This window comes from Mesorhizobium sp. B2-5-7, assembly GCF_006440875.1.
Lineage (GTDB): Bacteria > Pseudomonadota > Alphaproteobacteria > Rhizobiales > Rhizobiaceae > Mesorhizobium > Mesorhizobium australicum.
Window position 1 is genome coordinate 515,803 of the sequence record NZ_VFUO01000001.1, and the last position, 21,231, is coordinate 537,033.

Below are 21,231 nucleotides of genomic sequence, written 5' to 3' on the forward strand. Positions count from 1 at the left end.
CGCCAGCGCCGTGGCGTTGCCGTCTCGCGAATACAAGACCTAGATCAGCAGCAGGCCCTTCATGCTGGAATAGCCCTTTCGCCCGATGATGATGTGGTCATGCACGGAAATGCCCAGCCGCTTGGCGGCTTCGATGATCTCTTTCGTCATCTCGATATCGGCACGCGACGGCGTCGGGTCGCCGGAGGGGTGATTGTGGACCAGGATGATCGCGGTGGCCGACAGTTCGAGCGCGCGCTTGACCACTTCCCTGGGATAGACGGGCGTGTGGTCGACCGTGCCTGTCTGCTGCACCTCGTCTGATATCAGCGCGTTCTTCTTGTCGAGGAAAAGGATGCGGAACTGCTCGCGCGCCTCGAACGCCATGGCCGAGCGGCAATAGTCGAGGAGCTGCTGCCATGACGAGAGGATTTCGCGGCCCTGAACCTCGCCGCGCGCCATGCGCTGGGCGGTCGCCGCGATGACCTTCAGCTCGAGCGCCACGGTCGGGCCGATGCCCGTGACCTCCTGCAATAGGCCGACGGGCGCGCCGAGCACTTCGGCCAACGTGCCGAAGCGGGCCAGCAGCGCCTTCGCGACCGGCTTGGTGTCGGCGCGCGGGATCAGGCGGAAAAGCAGGAGTTCCAGCAGTTCATAGTCGGGCAAGGCATCCGGGCCGGCCGAGGCAAAGCGCTCGCGCAGACGATCACGGTGGCCGAGATAGTGAGGCTTTTCGGCGGGAGCCTGTCTGGCCTTCGTGGCTTGCCGCACTGGCACCTCGGAGAAGAAACTCCGCTCGTCGTCATCGCCCTGTGTCGCCATGTGCCGCCCATCCAGCCCGAGCAATGATCGCTGATCCCCGCGAAACACTAGGACGGCGGGCGGGGGCGGTCGAGGTCTTTTCGGCGGCAAGGAATAAGTTAGCCACCGACCTCGACGCAATGTTGCGGCAATGGGGGTCGCGCAAGCTCACGGCATCGCCATTGATGGCCCCGCATCGGAGAACCAAGATGCCCAGCCTCGTTCGTATCCTGCTGTCTGCCGGGCTGCTTCTGAGCTTCAGCCCTGCAATGGCTGCCCTGGTGATCGATGCCGTACCCGCCGGTAGCCGCTCTGATCAGAACCTCCCGATCCATTTCATCCAATACGATGATCCCTGCACAGACGGCCGTTACAGCGACGGCCAGCCGTTAACTGCCGGGAGCTCCTGCGCATGCTGGACCGCCGGGAGCGTTATCGGGAACGGCACGACAATTACCGGCGCGAACGCTACGATCCCTGCATCAATGGCAGGGTTAGCGATGGCCGTCCGCGCAGTTGCCGGGAAATAATGCGCTGGCTACGAGATATGAATGAGGACGAAGACTGGCGGCCGCGCAAACACTGGAAATAGGCCGCTATTCAAGACCCTCGCCACGGCGTCCTAAACCGGCAGGCCGGGGCGGTCGAGCTTTTTGGGCGACAGCGTGAAAATCTCGCAGCCGGTATCGGTCACGCCGATCGTGTGCTCATACTGCGCCGACAGCGAGCGATCGCGCGTCACCGCCGTCCAGCCGTCCGACAGGACTTTCACATGCGGCCGGCCAAGATTGATCATCGGTTCGATGGTGAAGATCATGCCGGCGCGCATTTCCACGCCTTCATTGGCGCTGCCATAATGCAGGATGTTTGGGGCATCATGGAACAGCTGGCCGACGCCGTGGCCGCAGAAATCGCGCACCACGGAGCAGCGCTCCGCTTCGGCGTAGGTCTGGATGGCGGCGCCGATGGCGCCGGTGCGCGCGCCCGGCCTGACCGCGGCGATGCCGCGCATCAGGCACTCATGGGTGACCTCGAGCAGGCGTTCGGCGGCGCGCTTGATCGTGCCGACCGGATACATGCGCGAGGAATCGCCGTGCCAGCCATCGAGGATGTAGGTCACGTCGATGTTAACGATATCGCCATCCTTCAGCGGCTTGTTGTCGGGAATGCCGTGACAGACGACATGGTTGATCGAGGTGCAGGACGATTTCGTGTAACCGCGATAGTTGAGTGTGGCCGGCAGCGCGCCGTTGTCCATGCCGAACTCGAAGACGAAACGGTCGATCGTGTCCGTGGTGACGCCGGGACCGACCATTGGCACCAGCTCGTCCAGGCAGCGCGCGGTGAGGTCGCATGCCTTGCGCATGCCGGCAAAGCCTTCCTCGCCATAGAGGCGGATCTGGCCGGTGTTTCTGAGCGGTGCAGTGGCGGCGTCGAGATAGGTGACCATTTTGTCCATATAGAAGGTGGCGCGCGGCAGGAGTGAGACGCGTAAGTGCCACCAGATTTGGCACTTGGGGGCGAAAGGTTCAAGGAAGAACTGCCTGATGCGGTCTCAGCCGCCCGGATATTCGCTTGCCGAGGCAATGCTTTCCCGTTTTTCGCGGCGTTGCTTTCCACTGCCGGGCCGCCTGGTGCCGGCAGGCTTTGCCTTTGCCGCTGCAGCAAAGCGGCGGGTTTCCGCAGTGACGACACATTTCCGTGGCACAAAACGAACGAAGCAACTTTTGACGACGAACGGCGTTGCTTGGGCGATGCCGGTTCGGGAGATGTCGAATGGACAGATTGCAATTCGAGGTGCCGGTGCGCATCGCACCAGGCCCCGGCTTGCCCGTCGAGGAAATCTACAGCGTCGAGCAGGCGCTCGATTTTCTGCAGGATTGGCCGGCACGCCGGCAGGGGCCGGTGTATCAGAAAGCCTTCAATGCCTGTTTCGGTGCCACGGTGGATGTGGTCGAGACCGAAGACGCCTGCCGGGCGTTCATGGCGTTCTGCCGTGTCACCGGACTGATGGCCGGCGACATGATGGTGCCGCGCAAGCGCGGCGGCGAGGCGAGAGCACTGCCGGCCTGAGGGCCGCCGGGTGAACCAGTTCGGGTTCGAAAGTACATGACAATTCGCGTGCGCGACGCATCGGCCGGTCACCGTTAAGCTTCCGTTTCCACCTTCGCTGTTAGCCATTGCTTGTTCGGCAATGGTTGATTCGTTGCGTCAGTTTCATGGTTCGGAAGATGTACCCAGAAAAAGTCCGTGCGTTCCCGATCGATCGTCAGCTATTCTTGGTCAGGGAAGTTGCCGCCAAGCTCGGCAATCTGCATGGCGAGACCGCCACCTCGTTCTGGAAGGCAAAAGCGACGGAGTTGCTCGATCTCGTTGTCGGGACGGGCAGGGACAGAACGGCAGCCAGCGACGAAGTGCGCAGGTTCTTCCTGGCCGTGCAAAGAGAATTGTTGGCTGAGTCGAACGGTGAGTCCGTGCCAGTTCTTTCTGCCTGAAGCGGCGGACGCCGATCAGACGATGGCATCTCCGATCAAACAATGGCACCCCTGATCGAAAATGAGCCTAAGTTTTTAGCCATTCGTTCATATATGCGTGCTTTCTAATTGATCATGGTATTCAACTGCTTCACCCGGATACGGCTGACGGCGGCCGGCATAGGCCGCAGCAGAGCCGCAAACGTCGCCACCATCTTTGCCCTCACCCTGCCGATCGTTGTCGGTGCGGCGGGTTTTGGCGTGGAAACCTCCTATTGGTACTATAACAGCTTGAGACTGCAGGCCACGGCGGATGCCGCGGCCTATGCCGGCGCGCTGGAGCAGATCTCGGGTTCCGATACGCCGACGATCGTCGCGGCGGCGACCCAGTCGGCCGCGACGAATGGGCTTGGCGCAGGCACGATCGTCGTCAATACGCCGCCCGCGTCCGGACCGAACACGGCCAAGAAAGCGGTTGAGGTGATCGTCGGCCAAAAGCTCGATCGGATGTTCACCCTGATCTTCACTCAGACCCAGGTTCCAGAACAAGCGAGGGCCGTGGCCCTCATCACCAATGCTTCGAAGGCCTGCATACTGGCGCTCGATCCGACCGCCTCGCAGGCTGCCCTGTTTTCAGGCAACACCGGCGTGAAGTTCACCGGCTGCTCGGTGATGGCCAATTCGATCGCCTCGGATGCCATCAAGCTTCAGGGATCGGCGGGTCTCCAGGCCGATTGTCTGATAACGGCGGGCGGCGTCTCTCTCAGCAATCCCGTCACCACCGTTTGCGCGGCCCCGATCACCCAGGCGCTGCCTGCCGCGGATCCATTTGCCGGCCTGCCGGCCCCGGCGGCCTCGAACCCCTGCAAGAATATCAATGGCAACAAGACGACGCAAACGATCCAGCCGGGGACCTACTGCAGTGGACTCAGCCTCAGCGGCGATGTCACCCTTTCGCCTGGGGTCTACGTCGTCCAGGGGGGCGATTTCAAAGTGAATGCGAACGCCAACGTCTTCGGTGACGGCGTCACCATCTACCTCGCCGGCGCCTCGCGTGTGTCGATGAACGGCAACGCCACGGTCAATCTGAGCGCGCCGACGTCCGGCAGTTACTCGGGCGTGCTGATGTATGGCGACAGAACGGCCACCGGCGGACAGAGTACCTTTAACGGCACGGCAACCTCGCTGCTGACCGGCGCGCTCTACTTCCCCAGGCAGCAGGTAAACTATCTCGGGAATTTCTCCGGCAAAAGCGGGTGCACGCAGGTTGTCGCCGACATGATCCAATGGTCCGGCAACGCGACCATCAATCAGGATTGCACGCGCCTTGGAATGGGCGATATTTTCGCCGCGCAGTCCGTGATGCTGGTCGAGTAACCTTCCGTGGATCGCCGATCGTACTCAGTTCTTAAAGATGAGGTAGGCGCTGCGGCCGTTGAGTTCGCGATGGTGCTGCCCTTCCTGTGCCTGGCGCTGCTCGGCATCGTCGACGGCTGGTCATACGTCACGAGCTCACTGTCGATGCGCGCCGGCGTCAAGACAGCGGCAAACCTGGTGCTGGCTGGGTCGACTGACGATGCGGCAACGCAGGCCGTTGCCCTTTCGAGCTGGGAGAAGCGGCCGGACGACGGACAGGTCACGCTGAGCCGGATCCACAAATGCGGGACGACGGTGGTCGACGCCTCGACGCTGTGCAGCGGACCGAAGTTGTCGGCGGTCTTTGTTCAGATCCAGGCATCGGCCACCTGGACCCCGCCCTTCACCTTCGGCGTCTTTTCCGCCCCCAGCACGATCGGCCACCAGGAGTTGATCCGTGTTCGGTAATGCGAGGGGCTTCAGGGCCGATCGATCGGGCGGAGCCGCGCTCGAATTCGCGCTGATCGCACCGTTCCTCATCATGCTGCTATTCGGAATCTTCGCCTTCGGCTGGTCGATGAATTCGGCCTCAAGCGTTCGGTACACGCTGGAGGCGTCCGCACGGTCCCTGCAGCTTAACAACACGCTGACTCAGGCCGACATCCAGGCGATCGCGACGCAGAAACTGCTTGCGCTGGGTCTGAAGGATGTCAACGTCACGATCGCCATCGATCCCGTGAGCGGCGGCTTTCGCATGGCGCACCTGACCGCTGCCTATGCGTTCGTCATAGACTTCCCGTACTTCAGTGCCTTTCCGATCAATTATGCGACGACCGTTACCGTGCCGCTGGTCGGCAGCTAGGCGTGGGCTGTCCCTGCCATGTCGGCGGAGGACGTTTGGAACGGTTCCATTCCGCCCAGTAACAGGCTCTTTTGCCAGGGCGGGATTGCCGAAATTTTTACCCAAGATATCAAGAATCTCTAAACGTGTGCCCTTTACGAAAGCACGTATGGCCTCGTGGCGGAGCGGCTACGCTAGAGACTGCAAATCTCGGAAGCCTCGGTTCGATTCCGAGGCGAGGCCTCCAAAATCCCGATGCGGATGGATTGTCGGACCGGGACGGGATTGGAGCCCATCCGTGGTCCATTCCGCATTACGCCAGCGGTTCCGCTTGGGTGCAAAAAGCTCAACGGAACAGATATCTCGACACCTCGGGGTTGCCGCGGCGCCACATCACGTTATCGAGGAAGTAGTGGTGTACGTTGATGAAAATCAACACGATGAAGAAGAACAGCGACGATCCAAGGACCTCCCGGTCATAGGGGACAATGGCGGTCAGCGCGGTCGGAATCAGCCAGAAGCCCAGACCGCCAAGGAGGAGGCCAGCACTGATGAACTCCAGGAGCCGCACTCTGTAGGCCGGACCAAGAATCGACAGGATTCTGGATTGCGGAATTTTTTCGGCATCGCGCGCATCACGCTCGACATTGCTCTGATAGCGCCAGACCACCGCCAGGTACTGCAAGGAATGGAGCGCCGGCACTACGAGCAGCCAGAGCGGATTTGTCCTTACGATCAGAATCCAAAGATATAGCGACGCGCTGTAGGCGATGATGCCGTTATATGGCAGGCTGCCGCCATTCCTGGTCCAGCGATTGATCAGCATCACAACCGTGGCAGCCGTGGAGGCGGCCGCGGCCGAGAACGGCCCTCGATATGGTCTTGGATAGCCGGGTCATGGCCATGCAGGATATCACCGACGAGTTCGGGCGCCACACGGTCTTTGAACGCGGCCTGACGGCCCTCACGTCGCGCTTCGGCGTGGTCTCGCTGATGGCTCCCTGGAATGCTTGTCTGAAGCAGTTTTCAGGGCTCGTCACGATGACGAATATTATGCCTGCTGCGCAGCGTGTCACCGAAGGCAAGGGCACAGCTCGGGACATCCGCAACCTGGCGTCGTCCGGCATCGACGCGGACCTGGCCGGCCGGATCGTGAAGCAATACGCCGAGTACGGCGACGAACAGAACGGCATTCTTTTCGCCAAGGCCGGTGATTGGGCCGACCAGGAGGCGCGCGACGCGTTTCGCACGGCGGTCGTTCGCGAGGTCGACCGGATTATCGTCACTCCCGGCCAGGATAAACCGCTCTGGATGTCAACCGAACTCGGCAAGACCGTCGGTCAATTCAAAAGTTTTGCGGTCTCGTCCATGCAGAAGACCATGCTGGCTGGACTCCAGCAGAGAGACGCCGCGACCCTCAACGGGGTGCTGCTCTCCCTCGGGCTTGGCGCCATGACCTATTGGGCGCGCAAGACGATCGCCAACGAACCCACATCAGAAGATCCGAACGTGTGGGCTGTGGAGGCACTCGATTGGTCGGGGCTGACCGGCTGGGCCATGGACGCCAACGGCGTGCTGGAGAAGGCCACCAGGGGCAAGTACGGGCTATCAATGTTCACCGGCAAGCAGATATCGCGCTACGCCTCCAGGAACACCGCTGGCGCCCTCCTGGGGCCCACGCTCGACATGGCCGGCGATGCCTTCCAGATTTCCGGCGCCATCGCTACCGACGACTTCAAGCAGAGCGACCTTCATACCGTGCGCAAGCTGCTGCCGGCCCAGAATCTTTTCTTCGTCCGCACCCTGTTCGATCGTGTGGAAAAGGCGACCGGCTCGGCGCTCGGCCTGCCTGACAAGAGCAAGAAATGACATGCGGGCCATGGTCTGCTGTCACGCCGATCCGCGCCTTCGGCAAGCGCGCAATGGAACGTCGGATGACGTCCCGTCCCTCAGATGGAGCCCATTTCAATGGCTAGACCCGCAACCCCAGCTGTAAGGCTGCTCACCAGTGCACGCGAGCCCGTCAGGCTGGCCACAACCGGCCCGATCGACGTCGACGCCGGCGGCCTGCTGGTGATCGACAGCGTGCAGACCTCCGTCGGTGATCGGATTTTGGTCAAGGACCAGGCCGACGGCTCCGAGAACGGCATCCGCACGGCTTCGGAAGGGCAATGGTATGGGGCGGCCGATGCTCGCACGGCCCGCACCATGCAGAAGGGCACCACCGTTACGGTGCAGGACGGCACGGCCAATGCCGGCAAGACTTTCGCGTTTCAGACATTGGAACCCGTTATCGGGGATAGTGCCATTGTCATCACCGAAATCTTGCTGGGCGCGCCTCCCAGCGTCATCCGAGACTACATTGACGTGCCTGTCTATGTCGCCGACCGTTCAGCCGCCAAGGCGCTTGATGGGGCCAAGGACAAAGTGTTTGTCATCTACAACGAAGGCGGGAGGAACGGGCAGTTCTCGTACCGCCTCGCTTCCTCACTCTCCGCCTCAGAGCAGGCGATGACGGTTGCTGATACTTCAGAAGGCGTCTACTTCACGAGCGGCGCCTACACTGCCACAAGGCAGGGTGGCTGGCATGCTGATGGCAACGTCGCTGGTGAGTGGTTCGGTATTCTCGGCACCTACCTTGTTGATGCGCACGACGACGCTTCTGCGCTCCAAGCCGCACTCAACATGGCAAGCACTCTCGGCGCGCGTGGTGTCAATCTTGGTATCGGCACCTATGGCATCGGCTCGCAGATCGTAATCCCAGGAATATCGGTATCTACGGCCCCAGCTTTTCGATCGGCACCCGCTGGGACGCGGCCAACGCCGTATGGGTCCACGGCAAGGGGGCAAACTTCGCCATTACCCACAATCCCGCTACGAAAACCGAGGCTAACTCAACCTTCCTCCTGACCACCGGCAGCGGCCTCAAGGGCGTCTGCTTCTGGTATCCAAACCAGCCGGTCGTCAACATCGTGACCACTGTCCAATACGCGCCTACCATCGGCATGACGGCAGACGCACAGGGATATCTCGGCACGGTCACTAGCGCCTTCGTGGAGGACTGCTATGCCACCAACCCGTATAGCTTCCTTTCATGGTCGGGCCGGCACGGTCTCTGCAACGTCAAGAATGTCGTGGGGACCTTCCTACTAAGCGGCTTCATCATCGATCAGTCCTACGATATCGACCGGCTGCTTGACATCCATTTCAACCCGAACGCTGCCTATGTGGCTGAGTGGGCGGCCAATGGCGTCCGCACCGCGCAGTTCGCCAACAATGCCGTGTTCATGGAACTGGCGAAGGCCGACCAAGCGTATTTGGACCGCGTGTTCTGCTATGGCGGCAAGACCGGCTTGCTGCTGTCGAACAGAGGCAACGCAGCTGCCAGCGGTGCCTCTTTCGGCATGTGCGGATTTGAAGGCTGCGACTTGCCGCTTAGTGTCACTGGTGCGCCGCAAGAGATCGACTTCGGCTTTACCCAGTTCGGCACGTCAACCGATGTCTCGTCGGGCAACCACGCTATTCTGATAGCGCCAGCGGCCGGGAACCTGAAAAACCTAAATTTCTCCCGGTGCCGCTCGTTCCGCAGCGTGGGGTCTGCCATCCAGGCGGCCAACGTCAACGGGCTCAACCTGAACGGCTTTCGTGCAGGCAACGCCATCGACAAGGGTGACTTTGCTCGCGGCGTGGTGTCCCTCAGCAGTTGCACGGAAGTTCAGGCAAGCGGCATGAACTTGGACATCACCACGAGTGGGCTGATCGTCCCCATCATCATGAACAACTGCTCCAACTTCACGGTTAATGACAATTTCTTCGGCGGACCGCCACCACATGGGGGTCGTTCTCCAGCCCCACGAATGGTGAAGCCAGGAACAACAGGGCGAAGGCAGGGGCATCCATCACGGCCAAGGCATTCGTCGGCGGCACACCATCAAATATCATCATCGACCCGCTGGCCACGACCCCGAATGGGGATAGCCACATCTCTCTTGCGTCGGATCGGACTGGGGCTGATGTGTCCACCGTCCAAGCCGTGTTCGGAACAAGCGCCGATGAGTTCACCCTCGACGGTGCGACGACTTACGACTTTGAGGCCCAGTACGAGCTTTCCCGCGCGGCCGGAACGACTTCGCATACCTTCGCGACGCTCTTTGGTGGCACCGCCACGTTCACGTCGATTGACTACTTCGCCGAGGTCATGAACCCGACAGGCAACGTGCTGGCCAACGTGCAGGGGCTCCACGTCACTGCGGCCAATACGTCCGCCACTGAGTACATCGTCGTCAAGCTTCGCGGTCAGATGCGTATTAACACCGCTGGCACGGTGATCCCACAGTTCCAGTACTCGGCGGCTCCCGGTGGCGCACCAACGATCAAGCGCAACTCGTTCTTCAAGTGCAGGCCGATTGGGCCGAACTCGCTGACCACGCTGGGCCCGTTGTCTTAGCCGGCATGGCTGGCCCTTATCACGTTTTCCATCGACGCAGCGAAGTCATCCACCAAGATTGCATTGGCGTAGGCGGTAATGTGGTCGCCGTCGAAGTACAGCGGCTGTCCATTTTGGAAGACTGAACACGTTGCTAAGGGGCAAAGCTTCGGCAACGGGTCCCAAACACTGATGTTTGGCAGGGCGGCCGATATCTCGGCGAAGCCACTCAAAACAGGTGCGCGAAGGGTTTCGATAAGCTGTCGGTCTATTTCTGTCCCGCCTGCGCAGGCAGGGTTCATGGAATTGAACCAATCGCTGCACCGAAAGGCCGGGGATCTAAAAACGGGCTTGGGAGCCTCAAACACAACCGACAGACCCGCACGGGTTAGGGGGCGGAGTATATCGATCGCGCTCTTGACGGCCCGTCCCCGGTCCTTGTCGTTGGCAGCGGGGTCGTCCCCGGTGGCGGACCATTGCATCGAGAAGCGAGGAAGTCTGAGCGAAGATAGGAACAACAAGTCGCCCGGCTTTGCCACTTTGACTATGTAGCCAACGCCAGCAGTAGCGGCAGAAGCGCACACTCGCCCGGTATCGCGGCTTAGGTCCAGGCTGATGAATGGACACCCAGCAGTCCACACTATGACCGTCCGGATGCCGGTTACGAGCGTGAAGCGCTTCAGCAGTGGGAGGTACGCTCCTGCATGGGAGTCGCCGAGCACGAACAGGGTCTCTTTCCGCTCTCCAAATGGACAGCCGCCCTTGGCGAAGGACAGCGATTGCTTGTCACTCTTCGCCATGACGATACAGTTAGGAAAGTCTGGGAATCTGTCCGGAGCAGTCGCATACCATTCGGCTCTGTTCTGCATGACTGTGCTGAGCGCAATCTCGAAGCGGTCATCGCGCATCACTGTAAAGCTGTAGAACGCGCCGCAGATGACAGCCAAGAAGATAGTGACGATAGCAAAGTCGGGGAGGGCTTTGAGTGCCAGCGACCGGCGTGTCGGCAACTCGACCCAGAAATATGAGGCAAGGCTGAGCGCTACCGCAACTAGCAAGGCTACCAGCTTCGTGATGGTTGTTTCCATGCCAATCGTCCATCGCGCAATGACAAAGACCGGCCAATGCCAAAGATAGAGAGAATAGGATATCCAGCCAATGAACCTGACGGCCGGGATTTCCAGCACAGCCAGGTGCGATGCCCGGTCCGGTCCAAGGTAGTACAGGCTACCGATCAAACAGGTAGCGCAAGCCACGGCAGCGGCGTTTGCCCAGCCAGCGGGTCCAATCAGCAACGTCGTCAACAGCCCAAGCAGTGCAACCGTGGCGATAGCATTGCTTGACACCTTGCCTCGATCAGTCTGGGAGCGCCTGAGCCGACTGACCAACTGGAAGCAAAGGATGCCGCAAGCCAGTTGCCAGAAGCGCGCCCATGGCATGTAGAAAGCATGAAGCGGCTGTGCTGCAAGGAGATAAACCCAAGCCGCTAGCGAGGCGACGGCGAGCGCACCGTAGACCAATGTTGAAAACTTCCTCCCGCGAGGACCACCCAGCACCCAAGGGAGAAATAGGAGTGGGAAAACGAGATAGAATTGCTCCTCGACCCCGAGCGACCAGGTATGGGTGAACGGGTTGAACTCGGTTACCGGTGAGAAGTAGTCAGTGCCGCTGGCAAGGAAGATGTTGCTCATGCCGAAGAAGGCAAAGTAGGCCGTATCGCTGATCGATGTGCTGAGCCATGCATCGGGGACGAACAGGTAAGTCGCGAGTGCGCTGACCAACAAGCACACCAGCAGTGCTGGCATGATCCTCGTGAACCGTCGAGCATAGAAGTCCATGACATAATGGAATGCCGATTCCCCACTGTATCGGCTGGACACTACATAGCTGACGACAAAGCCGGAAATGACGAAGAAAACATCGACACCCAAGAAGCCGTTCGGAACGCCGCTGCCAAAGAGATGGTAGGAGACCACCGACAGAACAGCCACAGCTCGCAGACCGTCAAGGAAATTCAGATATTCTTTCGACGGGCTTTCCGAAGTCAAATCCACAGGCCGTTCTTTGGTTTGATTTTAGGTCGCTTCCCCCGTAGCGCCCTATCTAAGCGCGCGCAACCATCACGTCGAGGAAAGCGTTGAGCCGCGACTTCCTTGCAAGCCGCAATAGCGGCGCGCTCGGCATCTATCTCATTCCGTAGATGATGCGGAGGCACCTCTTCTGTTTGAGCGGATGGCAGCAATTACATCATCTGCCTTCGGCACAAGCGGGCGCCAAGGCATGAGAGGTGCGCCGGCCGACAAAAACGCCCGCTGGCGAGCCTCTATTTTATCAGAGCAGCGGAAGATCATCTAAAGGCGGGATAATTGCGAGATTAGCGGGTACAAACAGCCGTCTATCTCTGGCGCAAAAGCGACTGAGCGCTAACCATCGGCTCGATAACGCGGCGATGGGAGACATCCGTTCGATGGCGGCCAAGGCGGACTGGCGATTGTTTCATTTACCCGTTGTCCGCCGAGCCAAAAAGTTGTGGTGCCCTAGCGAAGACGAGGTCTGTGTTCGCTATTATCCTGATTATGCCACCATGGCGCAGGCTCTGCCTCACCGAAGCGCCGCAGCGCTTTACCGTCGGTGCTTAGGAATGGGAATCTGCAAAACGAAGGCTCGATTTCCAAAGACTTCCATTCGCTTGGGTGCCGGCGCCGCATAAGGGATTGACGATGAAACTTGGGCCGCATTGCGTTGGAGGGATCGGTTCAAGATTTGCCATCAAACAGAGTGGATCCAGGAAGGCAAACTCAGAAGGGCGGCAATGTCCGCCGAGCAGCGGTCCCGCCATCACGCACGACTACTGACTGGAAACGATTTCGAAGCGCCTTCGCTCGCATCGAGCGCCTTTCGCTGAAAGCCGCGGAGGAGACCAATCGCGCCGAGCGCCTCGCGCTTGAGGAGCTGCATGCTGCAGCTCGCCGCGCCGAGTTTAAACAGAAGAACACCATGGCGTTCTACAAAGATCCGGAAGGGATGTTACGTCGTATTCGCCGTGCCGTGCCCTCAAGATACTGGCGCGATATCCGGGATGATGTGACGTCCGACCTGACAAATAGCACTGCTTGAGGGTCGGTTAAGCCTGGACGACATAGAGGCGAGCGTGGCGTGCTATGTCTCGGCACACTTCACATCTCGCGATTGGTCGACAACCAAACCGATCCATGAGGACAACTTCCCAGTCGCTAGCCCGCTGGTCACGACCTGCCCATGACAAGCTTCACCCCCGCAACAGGGCGTGTTTGAAAAATTAACCGAATAAGAGCAGCATGTCCGTGGGCGTGATAACCCGGACCAGTGACGACCTAAAATCGTTGGCGCGATCTCAAGTCGTTTATCCCCTTTGGGGATGACGCGCAGCTTGGCGGCTGCCGCGAACGGCCTCTCTATAGGCCGGGGGCGGTGGTGCTGTCCAGACCCTCGCGGTTAAAAGCCACCGGCCTGTCTCACTGGCAGGTTATCACCCCCCGGCTTTGGCGCCGATCGCCATGCAGGGCCGTGATAGCCCTTTACCAGTGAGAAACCATGATGCCCAACTCACCAGGATTCCCCCAGCTTCGCCGGCTCATGGGGTCGTTTCAGTGCCCCGACTCGGAGACCATAGTCAGGCATGCCGCGCCGTCCACAATCGAAACAGGGAGATCATTCATGAACCAGCACGTCGATCGTCGCGCCCTTCTCTCATCGTCAGCAGTTGCCGCGGCGGCTGCCTTAGCCGCAGTCGCCACCGATCGCGACGCCCGGGCAGGCGAAACGCCCATCGGGGCGTTGACATCGCTGATGGCTGCGAAAGATGCCGCATATGCCCGTTTCGATGCGGCGATAGATCGTCACAATGAGATGGAAGAGGCATATTTCGCTGTGAACAGGAAAGAGCTGCTTGTCCCGCTTCAAATTGGTGGAGCACAGTCCCTTTACGTGACTGCCCATGATCTGGAGGAGTGCAGTAGCGACTGCCAGATCGCAATCAGCAAGCGCTATGCGAACGCCAGAAGCTTTATGACTGGTCTGGAGGTTGCGTGTGCGGCTCTGCACAAAGCCGAAAAAGCGGACCTTCGCAGCGTCAAAAAGATAGTCAAGGAGGAGCACGCTAGGCGAGTCGCCTTTGGCTTTGAGCAGGCAGTGGTCGAGCTCGACGCCTCGTCGGCGGCGGACATGCATGCCCTGACTGACGTCTGCGCCTACCGGTGCACGTCTCTTGAGGAATGTTGCACCAAGGCGGAATATTTGCTGACCGTGACTGGAGGCCGCTTCACGGAATTGCTGCAGGACGCTCGGAAGCGCTCTTGAGATCCTTCCTACCGCCTGTACGGGCCGCCTGACCCGTTCCGCAAACTTTGCGAACTGTGGCCCGCTGCCTCACGGTGGCGGGCTTTGGTAGGAGCATTCCGCCGTCGCAAGGCGGCGGCTGTCACTCGTGCTCGATCCGACCTCCCCCAACCCTATACTGGTCCCCACATGCCGCCGGTAAAACTGTCGCTATCGGCAATCTGCAAGATATTCGGCGGATCGTAGCGGTATCTCTCGCCAAACCACCCTTCATATTCGACGTGGATAGGAAATTGGGCATCAGCCTTCCAAAAGCTCTTTTTCAAACTTCTGTGTGTCAGGCCAAATGAGCACGTCGTCTGTGCACCATTCTGAAGAAGCCGGATCACCTTGGACGGATCGAAGCAGGACAGCCAAAGCCCTTGAGATTCCGTATCGGCCCCAGCACCAAGGGCGGCTTCCAGCGCAGCACGGTCGCGCACTACCAGTCTGATGTTCCTGGCCGGAATCGACCCTGAATTCAACACGACCAAGTTATAGGCTATCCGTCACTCCCACCATGATGCGTCTGGACCATCGCTGTTACGATCGGCCGGAATTGGCGCCTCCAAAAGAAGACGGACAGCCCAAGCGCCAACGCGGAAACAACCAACGCAACAACGGACACGGCGAGCTCGGCACTCATGAGTTTAGGCTCCTCCTAGTCGCTCCAGCGCACCTTGCTACCCCGAATGTGCCGGGTGTCAGACGCAAATTGCAGCTGCGCCATGATGGCCGCCTGTTCCACGTCTGGCACGATCGCGGTGATCAACGCGTCAATGGCCGGGATGCAACTCGAAGGTCCAGCGATCGAGAGGTTGAACCCAGTGGGATAGCGCAAATCGAAGTCTTGGTTTATGTGCGCGAGCTGCTTTGCCAGAGGCTTCATCAACTGCTCCGGAACGACAAGACCCCGCCGCTCGCACTCGGAGAATATGTAGGCGACGTCGTGGCCATACGGCTTTTGGCGCAAGGCCAGCTTTGAGACGCCGTCGGCGGCTAGGGACGATTTGAGTATGAGCTCAACGGCGTGCGCGAGAAGGAAATAGGCCGGATAGCTCAGACCAGGTTCGTCGCGCTCAGCAACGATCTGGAACGCCCGATAGTAGGACTGGCCTCGCTTCAGCAATTCACCTGCGAAATCCCCAAGCGGCTGGGGCATCTCATCTCCCATAGCTTTGCGGATACCTGTTTGAGGCCTGGCGCTGCCATTGCTCGATCCCTACCTGCCGGTACCCTGACCCTTCATGGCCGAGTCGGCGTGTCGCAAGGAAGGGGACGGTCCGAGAAAATTGGGGGAATCGCAACCTAGCCCGCGAGAACCCTTCCGACCGTGATCCCTATGCCGATCGCGACGCCTGTCGCAAGGTTTCCGGCGAGGCGCATCGCCCAGGCCGTAACGGAGCGCCAACGCTGTTCGGGTCGCGACTGATCACGTCAATCAGATCGTCGAAAATCCGTTCCACGAGTGCCCTCCGTGTCGCGTTCATGTCGCGTGGAGTTGCCGATAGTCGCAGGAAACGAGACGGAACAACAGAGTACCGTTCGCAAAAGTCCGCAGACGTTTATTCGGTGCATGTTCGACTAGTTCAAGGGAGCAGGTGCTAAGTGCCTGAAATATCTGGTACGCCCAAGGGGAATCGAACCCCTGTTACCGCCGTGAAAGGGCGGTGTCCTAACCGCTAGACGATGGGCGCGCTCAGACGAAGCGGCTTATACTGGCGTTGTGCGCAACCGGCAACCCGTTAGGTGCCGCCTTGGACAACTTTTTTCCGACCTGCCAAATCAGCGTTTTCGCGGGGGCGGAAGAGCTTGCAATTGCAGTGACGTCAGGCGCCCCGGCATCCTCGGGTGTTCGCGACGGAGCTTCGCTCCTGCTCTGCCCGTGGGTGACGAAGTCGCGGCCTTCGCCGCTGACAGGCTCCGGCCGACAAATCGCCGCTAGCCGTCGTCACCGCCGCTGCGCCGGCGGCAGCGCCAGTTCCAGTCACGCTCGGGGCCGACGTCGACATGAACCGATTCGGTGTGGCAGTAGGTGCCGACGCCGCCGCGGCCGGGCATGGTCCTGATGTAATTCGCAAGCTCCCACTTGGAGACGCCGGGCACCTGGATGTCGGCGGCGGCGCAATACATGTGCAGCGAATTCTTGGCGCCGTTGGCGCGACGGTTGCGGGCCGGATCGCGATAGCCCGAGGTCACCATCATCTTGCGGCCGTAATGGCCTTCGATCGTCTTCAGCACGCGCACAAGGGACGGCTTCAAGCAGGCCACGTCGACGCTCTCATTCTGCTTCAAGAGACCGTTGGGCGCGAGCCGAGCCATGCCGGCGGCGGAGGCAACCTGATAGGAGCCGCCCGAGCCTTCGTCCTCGTTGAGGTCGACGTCGCTTTCATCGTCGAGGCCGGATTTGCGCTTGATCTCGAACAGGGCCGTCTGGCGCACGCCGGGCAAGGCGTCACTGCCGGTGATGTGACCGGCATCGCCGCCGAGTGAAGCCAGTTGCAGTGGCTTCTGCGTGGAATCAGCAGAGGCAAATGTGATGATCGGTTTTGCCGCGGCCGGGGCAGGCTTGGGCTGCACGGCAGGCTGTTCGCCCGATCGGGTGTTGACCAGCGGAGCAGGCGTCGCCGAAGCCGGGGTGGCGCCGAACATCGAGGCCAGGAAGCCTTTTTTCTTCGGCGCGTCGGCTTGCGGTGCCTCGCCGGCGGTCACGTATACCGGATTGTTCATCACCGGTGCCGCGGCTGGCGTCGGCGCGGTGGCGGCGGCATCGGCGGCGGCGATCTTCTGGGCGACCGCGTCTGTCTGCCGCGCCGTCTGTACCGGCTGCTGCAAGGACTGCGGTGTCTGTCCCGCGATCGTTTCCGCGCCGGCCGGTATGGTGAGCGGGAAAGTGGCCCCAGGCTTGGCAATCGGTACGTATGCAACCTTTTCGGGGAGTGCCGTGTCGCTTTCGCTCATCACGGTCGTCTGCTCTGTCGCCACTTGCGACGACGAATCAGCGGCGAGAGGCTTGCCCGCAGAGGCGGCGTGGAGGTCCGATTCGGAAGCATTATAGCCGGGCATTCCAACCGACATTGTCGGATCGCCAGCCGATGTGCAGGAGGCCAGAAGTATGGAGCAGAGCGCTGCCACAATGGCGCGGCGTTCTCCCTTTGCGAGGCTCCATCCTGCTGATTTCAAAGTCAAATTCCCCCTCGGTGTCCGATCGGTATATACCTGGCGCCGACTGGTATGTCCGCGTCAGGTGGACCTTTGTCTCCGATCCGGAAACGAGACCTGTGTCAAATCAGCAAGCCTGTAAGTATTTTTGCAGCGATTGCCGAATTGCGGCCGCTTGATGGTTGACGACACCATTTCGCCCGCTTTTGCGGGGGCGTCAACTCACCAGACATTACAGTCCGTTACACACGCACCTTGACATAGGTCCCGGGAGCATCGCCCAAGGTTTTCATATGCTTGCCGGGTTTGCGGGCAGGCACACGGGTGTTGTCCTTGGCCTCTATCCAGCCTTGCCAGTGCGGCCACCAGGATCCCGGATGGTCGGTGGCGGAGGCTATCCACTGGTCGAAGTCGCCCTTCGGCGGACCGCCGGTCCAGTACTGATATTTGTTGGATGCGGGCGGATTGACGACGCCAGCTATATGGCCCGATCCCGCCATCACGTACTCGACCGGGCCGCCGAAATATTTCGAGCCAAGGAAGACGGACAGAGCCGGCGCGATGTGATCTTCCCGGGAGGCGAGATTGTAGACCGGAATGGTGACATCGCCGAGCGAGATCGTGTGGTCCGCCAGTTCCATCGTGCCGCGCGAGAGGTTGTTCTCGAGATAGCAGTTGCGCAGGTAGAAGGAGTGGTTGGCCGCCGCCATGCGGGTCGAATCGGCGTTCCAGTAGAGCAGGTCGAAGGGCAAAGGGTCCTTGCCGCGCATGTAGTTGTTGACAACATAGGGCCAGATCAGGTCACCCGAGCGCAGCATGTTGAAGGCGGTCGCCATCTTGGTGCCGTCGAGATAGCCTTTTTCGTTCATCGACTTTTCCACCGCCGCGACCTGTTCCTCGTCGACGAACACTTTCAGATCGCCGGCATGGGTGAAGTCGACCTGTGTGGTGAAGAAGGTCGCCGACTTGATGCGGTCGTCGCCTTCCCCAGCCATCAGCGCCAAGGCCGCCGCCAGCAACGTGCCACCGACGCAGTAGCCTATAGCATTGACGTCGCGCTCGCCGGTCGCTTTCTCGATCGTGTCGAGGCCGTATTGCAGGCCTTCCCTGATATAGGCTTCCCAGTTCTTGGCGCCGTGGCGTTCATCCGGATTGATCCAGGAGATGACGAAAACGGTGTGGCCTTGCTCGATCGCCCAGCGGATGAAGGATTTCTGCGGGTTGAGGTCGAGTATGTAGAACTTGTTGATCCAAGGCGGGCAGATCAGCAGCGGGCGCTTCAGCACCGTCTCGGTCGCCGCATCATACTGGATGATCTCGGCGACATCGCTGCGGCCGACCACCTTGCCGGGCGTGGTGGCGATGTTCCTGCCGATCTCGAAGGGTGAATAGTCGGCCTGACGCAGTTTGAGGTCGCCTTTGCCGGCGGCAATGTCCTCAGCCAGCATCTTCATGCCGCGCACCAGGTTTTCGCCGTTGGAGGCGACGGTTTCGCGAAACAGTTCGGGATTGGTCAGGATGAAATTGGACGGCGAGATGGCGTTGGATACTTGCTTGACGTAGAAGCTCGCCTTGTGGCGGGTATGCTCGTCCAGGCCTTCGGCATGGTCGACCAGTTCGGACGCCCAGCGCGAGGTGACCAGATAGGCCTGTTTCAAGAAGTCGAAGAAGGCGTTGCGGCCCCATTCCGGGTCCTGGAACCGCTTGTCGCCGCGCTCCGGCTTGACGGCATCGTCGGCGCCTTCGGCATTGGGGCTGACGCGCTGGATGGCGTTCGCCCAAACCGTCATGTAGCCAGCGAACAGCCGCGTCTGCGCTTCGAGCGCCCGCTGCGGATCGGCGAGCCAGTATTCGCTGAGCTTGGAGAAGGTCTTGACCATGTCGACGACCGGCTCGGCGACCTGGTCGCGCACCTCACCTTTTTCGCGCGGTTCGGCCCATGCGGAAGCCGCCTTGCCAGCCTGCTCGATCATCCGCGCCATGTTCAGCGCGAAGCGTTCCGGGTCCTTCACCAGATATTGCTCGACCGTCGAAGGTCCGCCATCTTCCGCTTTGCCCGAATCGGGTGTTTTGGACATGGTTCGCGGGGTTCCTCCGGAAGCGTTTTCTTGACATATTAACATGGGACATCCGACAGGGTCCAATCTCGCTCTACCCCGGCTGCCAAGGAAACAATATGACGATTAAGTTTGGCGAGACTGTTTTTTTCGGTGCCGGCCACTTTTGCCGCATCAGCGCGGCCCTCATGCTCCTGGCCGTTGCCGGATGCTCGAGCACGAATACCAGCGGTCCGGTGCCGATGGCCACCGACGCGGGCCCGAAGGACACCGGCACCTTTCCGAACCTCAACATCCCGCCGCAGGTGGCGGCGAAACAATTCACCGAGGCCGAGAAGAAAGCCAAGCTCGCCCAGTTGAAGGCCGACGAGAACGGGCAGGGCGCCAAGGGCGGCGGCGCGGCCGTCACCAACCAGGCGGCGCTGACCGATCTCGCCAAGAAACATGGTCCGCAGACCCTGAAGCAGATCGAAGGCAAATGCGACCCCGCCCTCGACCCTACCTGCAAATGAGTATATAGCGCGCGCCCAACGCTCCCTTGCTGTCTGGAACTGCCATGGAAGAATTTCACAAGGTCCGCCGGCTTCCGCCTTACGTGTTCGAGCAGGTCAACCGGCTCAAGGCGAGCGCCCGTTCGCGGGGCGCCGACATCGTCGACCTCGGCATGGGCAACCCGGACCTGCCGACGCCCAAGGCCATCGTCGACAAATTGTGCGAGGTCGTGCGCGATCCGCGCACGCACCGCTATTCCTCGTCGCGCGGGATTCCCGGTTTGCGCCGCGCCCAGGCAAACTACTATGCCCGCCGCTTCGGCGTGAAGCTCAACCCCGACACCCAGGTGGTGGCCACGCTCGGTTCGAAGGAAGGCTTCGCCAACATGGCGCAGGCGATCACCGCGCCCGGCGACGTGATCCTGTGCCCCAACCCGACCTATCCGATCCATGCCTTCGGCTTCATCATGTCGGGCGGGGTCATCCGCTCGCTGCAAGTCGAGCCCGATGACGGCTTCATTCCGGCGCTCGAGCGCGGCGTCCGCCATTCGATCCCGAAGCCGCTAGCGCTGATCCTCAACTATCCATCGAACCCGACGGCACTGGTCGCCTCGCTCGATTTCTACAAGGACGTGGTGGCCTTCGCCAAGAAGAACGACATCATCATCCTGTCCGACCTCGCCTATTCGGAAATCTACTTCGACGGCAATCCGCCGCCTTCCGTGCTGCAGGTGCCGGGCGCCATCGACGTCTGCGTCGAGTTCACCTCGATGTCGAAGACCTTCTCCATGCCCGGCTGGCGCATGGGCTTCGCCGTCGGAAACGAACGGCTGATCTCGGCGCTGACCCGGGTCAAATCCTATCTCGACTACGGTGCCTTCACGCCGATCCAGGTGGCGGCGGCGCACGCGCTCAATGGCGACGGCGCCGATATCGCCGAGGTGCGCGACATCTATCACAAACGCCGCGACGTGATGGTCGATGCGTTCGGCCGCGCGGGATGGACCATTCCGGCCCCCGCGGCCTCGATGTTCGCCTGGGCGCCGATCCCTGAGCCGTTCCGTCATCTGGGCTCGCTCGAATTCTCCAAGCTGCTCATCGAGCACGCCGATGTGGCGGTGGCGCCCGGTGTCGGCTTCGGCGAACATGGCGACGATTTCGTGCGCGTAGCACTGGTCGAGAACGAACACCGGATTCGCCAGGCGGCACGCAACATCAAGCGCTTCCTGTCGGCCAGCGCCAAGCAGCCCAACAATGTGGTGCCGCTGTCCGCCCACCGGTAAATACA

Annotated in this window: 22 protein-coding genes and 2 tRNA genes; 15 read left to right on the forward strand and 9 right to left on the reverse strand. The window is 60.7% G+C overall.

Annotation, left to right across the window (positions count from 1 at the left end; all coding sequences use genetic code 11):
* Positions 1-39: 39 nt before the first annotated feature.
* Positions 40-801, reverse strand: coding sequence for a DNA repair protein RadC (gene radC, locus FJ543_RS02490; RefSeq protein WP_140616103.1), 762 nt, complete (start codon positions 799-801; stop codon positions 40-42).
* Positions 802-989: 188 nt separating this feature from the next.
* On the opposite strand from radC, the gene FJ543_RS02495 reads away from it, so the two are divergent.
* Positions 990-1,310: a hypothetical protein gene (locus tag FJ543_RS02495; RefSeq protein WP_140873644.1), complete on the forward strand. Its 321-nt coding sequence runs from the start codon at positions 990-992 to the stop codon at positions 1,308-1,310.
* A 92-nt stretch (positions 1,311-1,402) separates the two neighbouring features.
* On the opposite strand, the gene map is transcribed toward FJ543_RS02495, so the two are convergent.
* A complete protein-coding gene (gene map, locus FJ543_RS02500) occupies positions 1,403-2,230 on the reverse strand; it encodes a type I methionyl aminopeptidase (protein WP_015317558.1) in 828 nt (275 codons plus the stop codon).
* 326 nt (positions 2,231-2,556) lie between these two features.
* Here map and FJ543_RS02505 point away from each other — a divergent pair, with 326 nt between their 5' ends.
* The 6 genes from FJ543_RS02505 to FJ543_RS02530 all read left to right on the forward strand — a co-directional run bounded on the left by FJ543_RS02505 (position 2,557) and on the right by FJ543_RS02530 (position 5,698).
* Positions 2,557-2,853 carry a DUF982 domain-containing protein gene (locus FJ543_RS02505; protein WP_015317559.1) on the forward strand — a complete coding sequence of 99 codons (297 nt, stop codon included), beginning with the start codon at positions 2,557-2,559 and terminating at the stop codon, positions 2,851-2,853.
* 158 nt (positions 2,854-3,011) lie between these two features.
* Positions 3,012-3,275 (forward strand): DUF6074 family protein, encoded by a 264-nt coding sequence (locus FJ543_RS02510; protein WP_023769988.1) that lies wholly within the window; start codon positions 3,012-3,014, stop codon positions 3,273-3,275.
* Between the two features lie 114 nt (positions 3,276-3,389).
* Positions 3,390-4,631 (forward strand): pilus assembly protein TadG-related protein, encoded by a 1,242-nt coding sequence (locus tag FJ543_RS02515; RefSeq protein WP_181173927.1) that lies wholly within the window; start codon positions 3,390-3,392, stop codon positions 4,629-4,631.
* 6 nt (positions 4,632-4,637) lie between these two features.
* Positions 4,638-5,078 carry a TadE/TadG family type IV pilus assembly protein gene (locus FJ543_RS02520; protein WP_140873646.1) on the forward strand — a complete coding sequence of 147 codons (441 nt, stop codon included), beginning with the start codon at positions 4,638-4,640 and terminating at the stop codon, positions 5,076-5,078.
* Positions 5,068-5,472 carry a TadE/TadG family type IV pilus assembly protein gene (locus tag FJ543_RS02525; RefSeq protein WP_140661131.1) on the forward strand — a complete coding sequence of 135 codons (405 nt, stop codon included), beginning with the start codon at positions 5,068-5,070 and terminating at the stop codon, positions 5,470-5,472. The genes FJ543_RS02520 and FJ543_RS02525 overlap by 11 nt, the downstream gene beginning before the upstream one ends.
* A gap of 150 nt (positions 5,473-5,622) precedes the next feature.
* Positions 5,623-5,698, forward strand: a tRNA-Cys gene (locus FJ543_RS02530).
* A 99-nt stretch (positions 5,699-5,797) separates the two neighbouring features.
* Here the strand turns inward: FJ543_RS02530 and FJ543_RS02535 are convergent.
* Positions 5,798-6,277, reverse strand: a complete 480-nt coding sequence (locus FJ543_RS02535; RefSeq protein ID WP_224621971.1) for a hypothetical protein — start codon at positions 6,275-6,277, stop codon at positions 5,798-5,800.
* A gap of 71 nt (positions 6,278-6,348) precedes the next feature.
* On the opposite strand from FJ543_RS02535, the gene FJ543_RS02540 reads away from it, so the two are divergent.
* From FJ543_RS02540 to FJ543_RS02555, 4 genes are all read left to right on the forward strand, one after another.
* On the forward strand, positions 6,349-7,320 hold the full coding sequence (locus tag FJ543_RS02540; RefSeq protein WP_140873648.1) for a hypothetical protein: 972 nt from the start codon (positions 6,349-6,351) through the stop codon (positions 7,318-7,320).
* Between the two features lie 99 nt (positions 7,321-7,419).
* Positions 7,420-8,361, forward strand: a complete 942-nt coding sequence (locus tag FJ543_RS02545; RefSeq protein ID WP_140873649.1) for a hypothetical protein — start codon at positions 7,420-7,422, stop codon at positions 8,359-8,361.
* Between the two features lie 62 nt (positions 8,362-8,423).
* Positions 8,424-9,653, forward strand: coding sequence for a hypothetical protein (locus tag FJ543_RS02550; RefSeq protein ID WP_140873650.1), 1,230 nt, complete (start codon positions 8,424-8,426; stop codon positions 9,651-9,653).
* Complete coding sequence (locus FJ543_RS02555) at positions 9,650-9,898, forward strand: hypothetical protein (protein WP_140873652.1); 249 nt, start codon at positions 9,650-9,652, stop codon at positions 9,896-9,898. Before FJ543_RS02550 ends, FJ543_RS02555 begins: the two co-directional genes overlap by 4 nt.
* Here FJ543_RS02555 and FJ543_RS02560 read toward each other — a convergent pair.
* The gene (locus FJ543_RS02560) at positions 9,895-11,931 is read right to left on the reverse strand and encodes an acyltransferase family protein (RefSeq protein ID WP_140873654.1); all 2,037 of its coding nucleotides are present in this window, start codon (positions 11,929-11,931) and stop codon (positions 9,895-9,897) included. The two genes, FJ543_RS02555 and FJ543_RS02560, sit on opposite strands and share 4 nt — an antisense overlap.
* A 673-nt stretch (positions 11,932-12,604) precedes the next feature.
* On the opposite strand from FJ543_RS02560, the gene FJ543_RS02565 reads away from it, so the two are divergent.
* A complete protein-coding gene (locus tag FJ543_RS02565; protein ID WP_140873656.1) occupies positions 12,605-12,994 on the forward strand; it encodes a hypothetical protein in 390 nt (129 codons plus the stop codon).
* Between the two features lie 579 nt (positions 12,995-13,573).
* Positions 13,574-14,215: a hypothetical protein gene (locus FJ543_RS02570; RefSeq protein WP_140873657.1), complete on the forward strand. Its 642-nt coding sequence runs from the start codon at positions 13,574-13,576 to the stop codon at positions 14,213-14,215.
* Positions 14,216-14,367: 152 nt separating this feature from the next.
* On the opposite strand, the gene FJ543_RS02575 is transcribed toward FJ543_RS02570, so the two are convergent.
* From FJ543_RS02575 to phaC, 5 genes are all read right to left on the reverse strand, one after another.
* Complete coding sequence (locus FJ543_RS02575) at positions 14,368-14,727, reverse strand: hypothetical protein (RefSeq protein ID WP_140873659.1); 360 nt, start codon at positions 14,725-14,727, stop codon at positions 14,368-14,370.
* 167 nt (positions 14,728-14,894) lie between these two features.
* Positions 14,895-15,395, reverse strand: coding sequence for a hypothetical protein (locus FJ543_RS02580; protein ID WP_140873661.1), 501 nt, complete (start codon positions 15,393-15,395; stop codon positions 14,895-14,897).
* 460 nt (positions 15,396-15,855) lie between these two features.
* Positions 15,856-15,930, reverse strand: a tRNA-Glu gene (locus FJ543_RS02585).
* Positions 15,931-16,174: 244 nt separating this feature from the next.
* Complete coding sequence (locus FJ543_RS02590) at positions 16,175-17,422, reverse strand: YcbK family protein (protein ID WP_140716714.1); 1,248 nt, start codon at positions 17,420-17,422, stop codon at positions 16,175-16,177.
* A 215-nt stretch (positions 17,423-17,637) separates the two neighbouring features.
* Positions 17,638-19,473 (reverse strand): class I poly(R)-hydroxyalkanoic acid synthase, encoded by a 1,836-nt coding sequence (gene phaC / locus FJ543_RS02595; RefSeq protein ID WP_140873663.1) that lies wholly within the window; start codon positions 19,471-19,473, stop codon positions 17,638-17,640.
* Positions 19,474-19,571: 98 nt separating this feature from the next.
* Here phaC and FJ543_RS02600 point away from each other — a divergent pair, with 98 nt between their 5' ends.
* Positions 19,572-19,964 (forward strand): hypothetical protein, encoded by a 393-nt coding sequence (locus FJ543_RS02600; protein ID WP_015317567.1) that lies wholly within the window; start codon positions 19,572-19,574, stop codon positions 19,962-19,964.
* A 44-nt stretch (positions 19,965-20,008) separates the two neighbouring features.
* Positions 20,009-21,226, forward strand: a complete 1,218-nt coding sequence (locus tag FJ543_RS02605) for an LL-diaminopimelate aminotransferase (protein WP_015317568.1) — start codon at positions 20,009-20,011, stop codon at positions 21,224-21,226.
* Positions 21,227-21,231 lie beyond the last annotated feature (5 nt).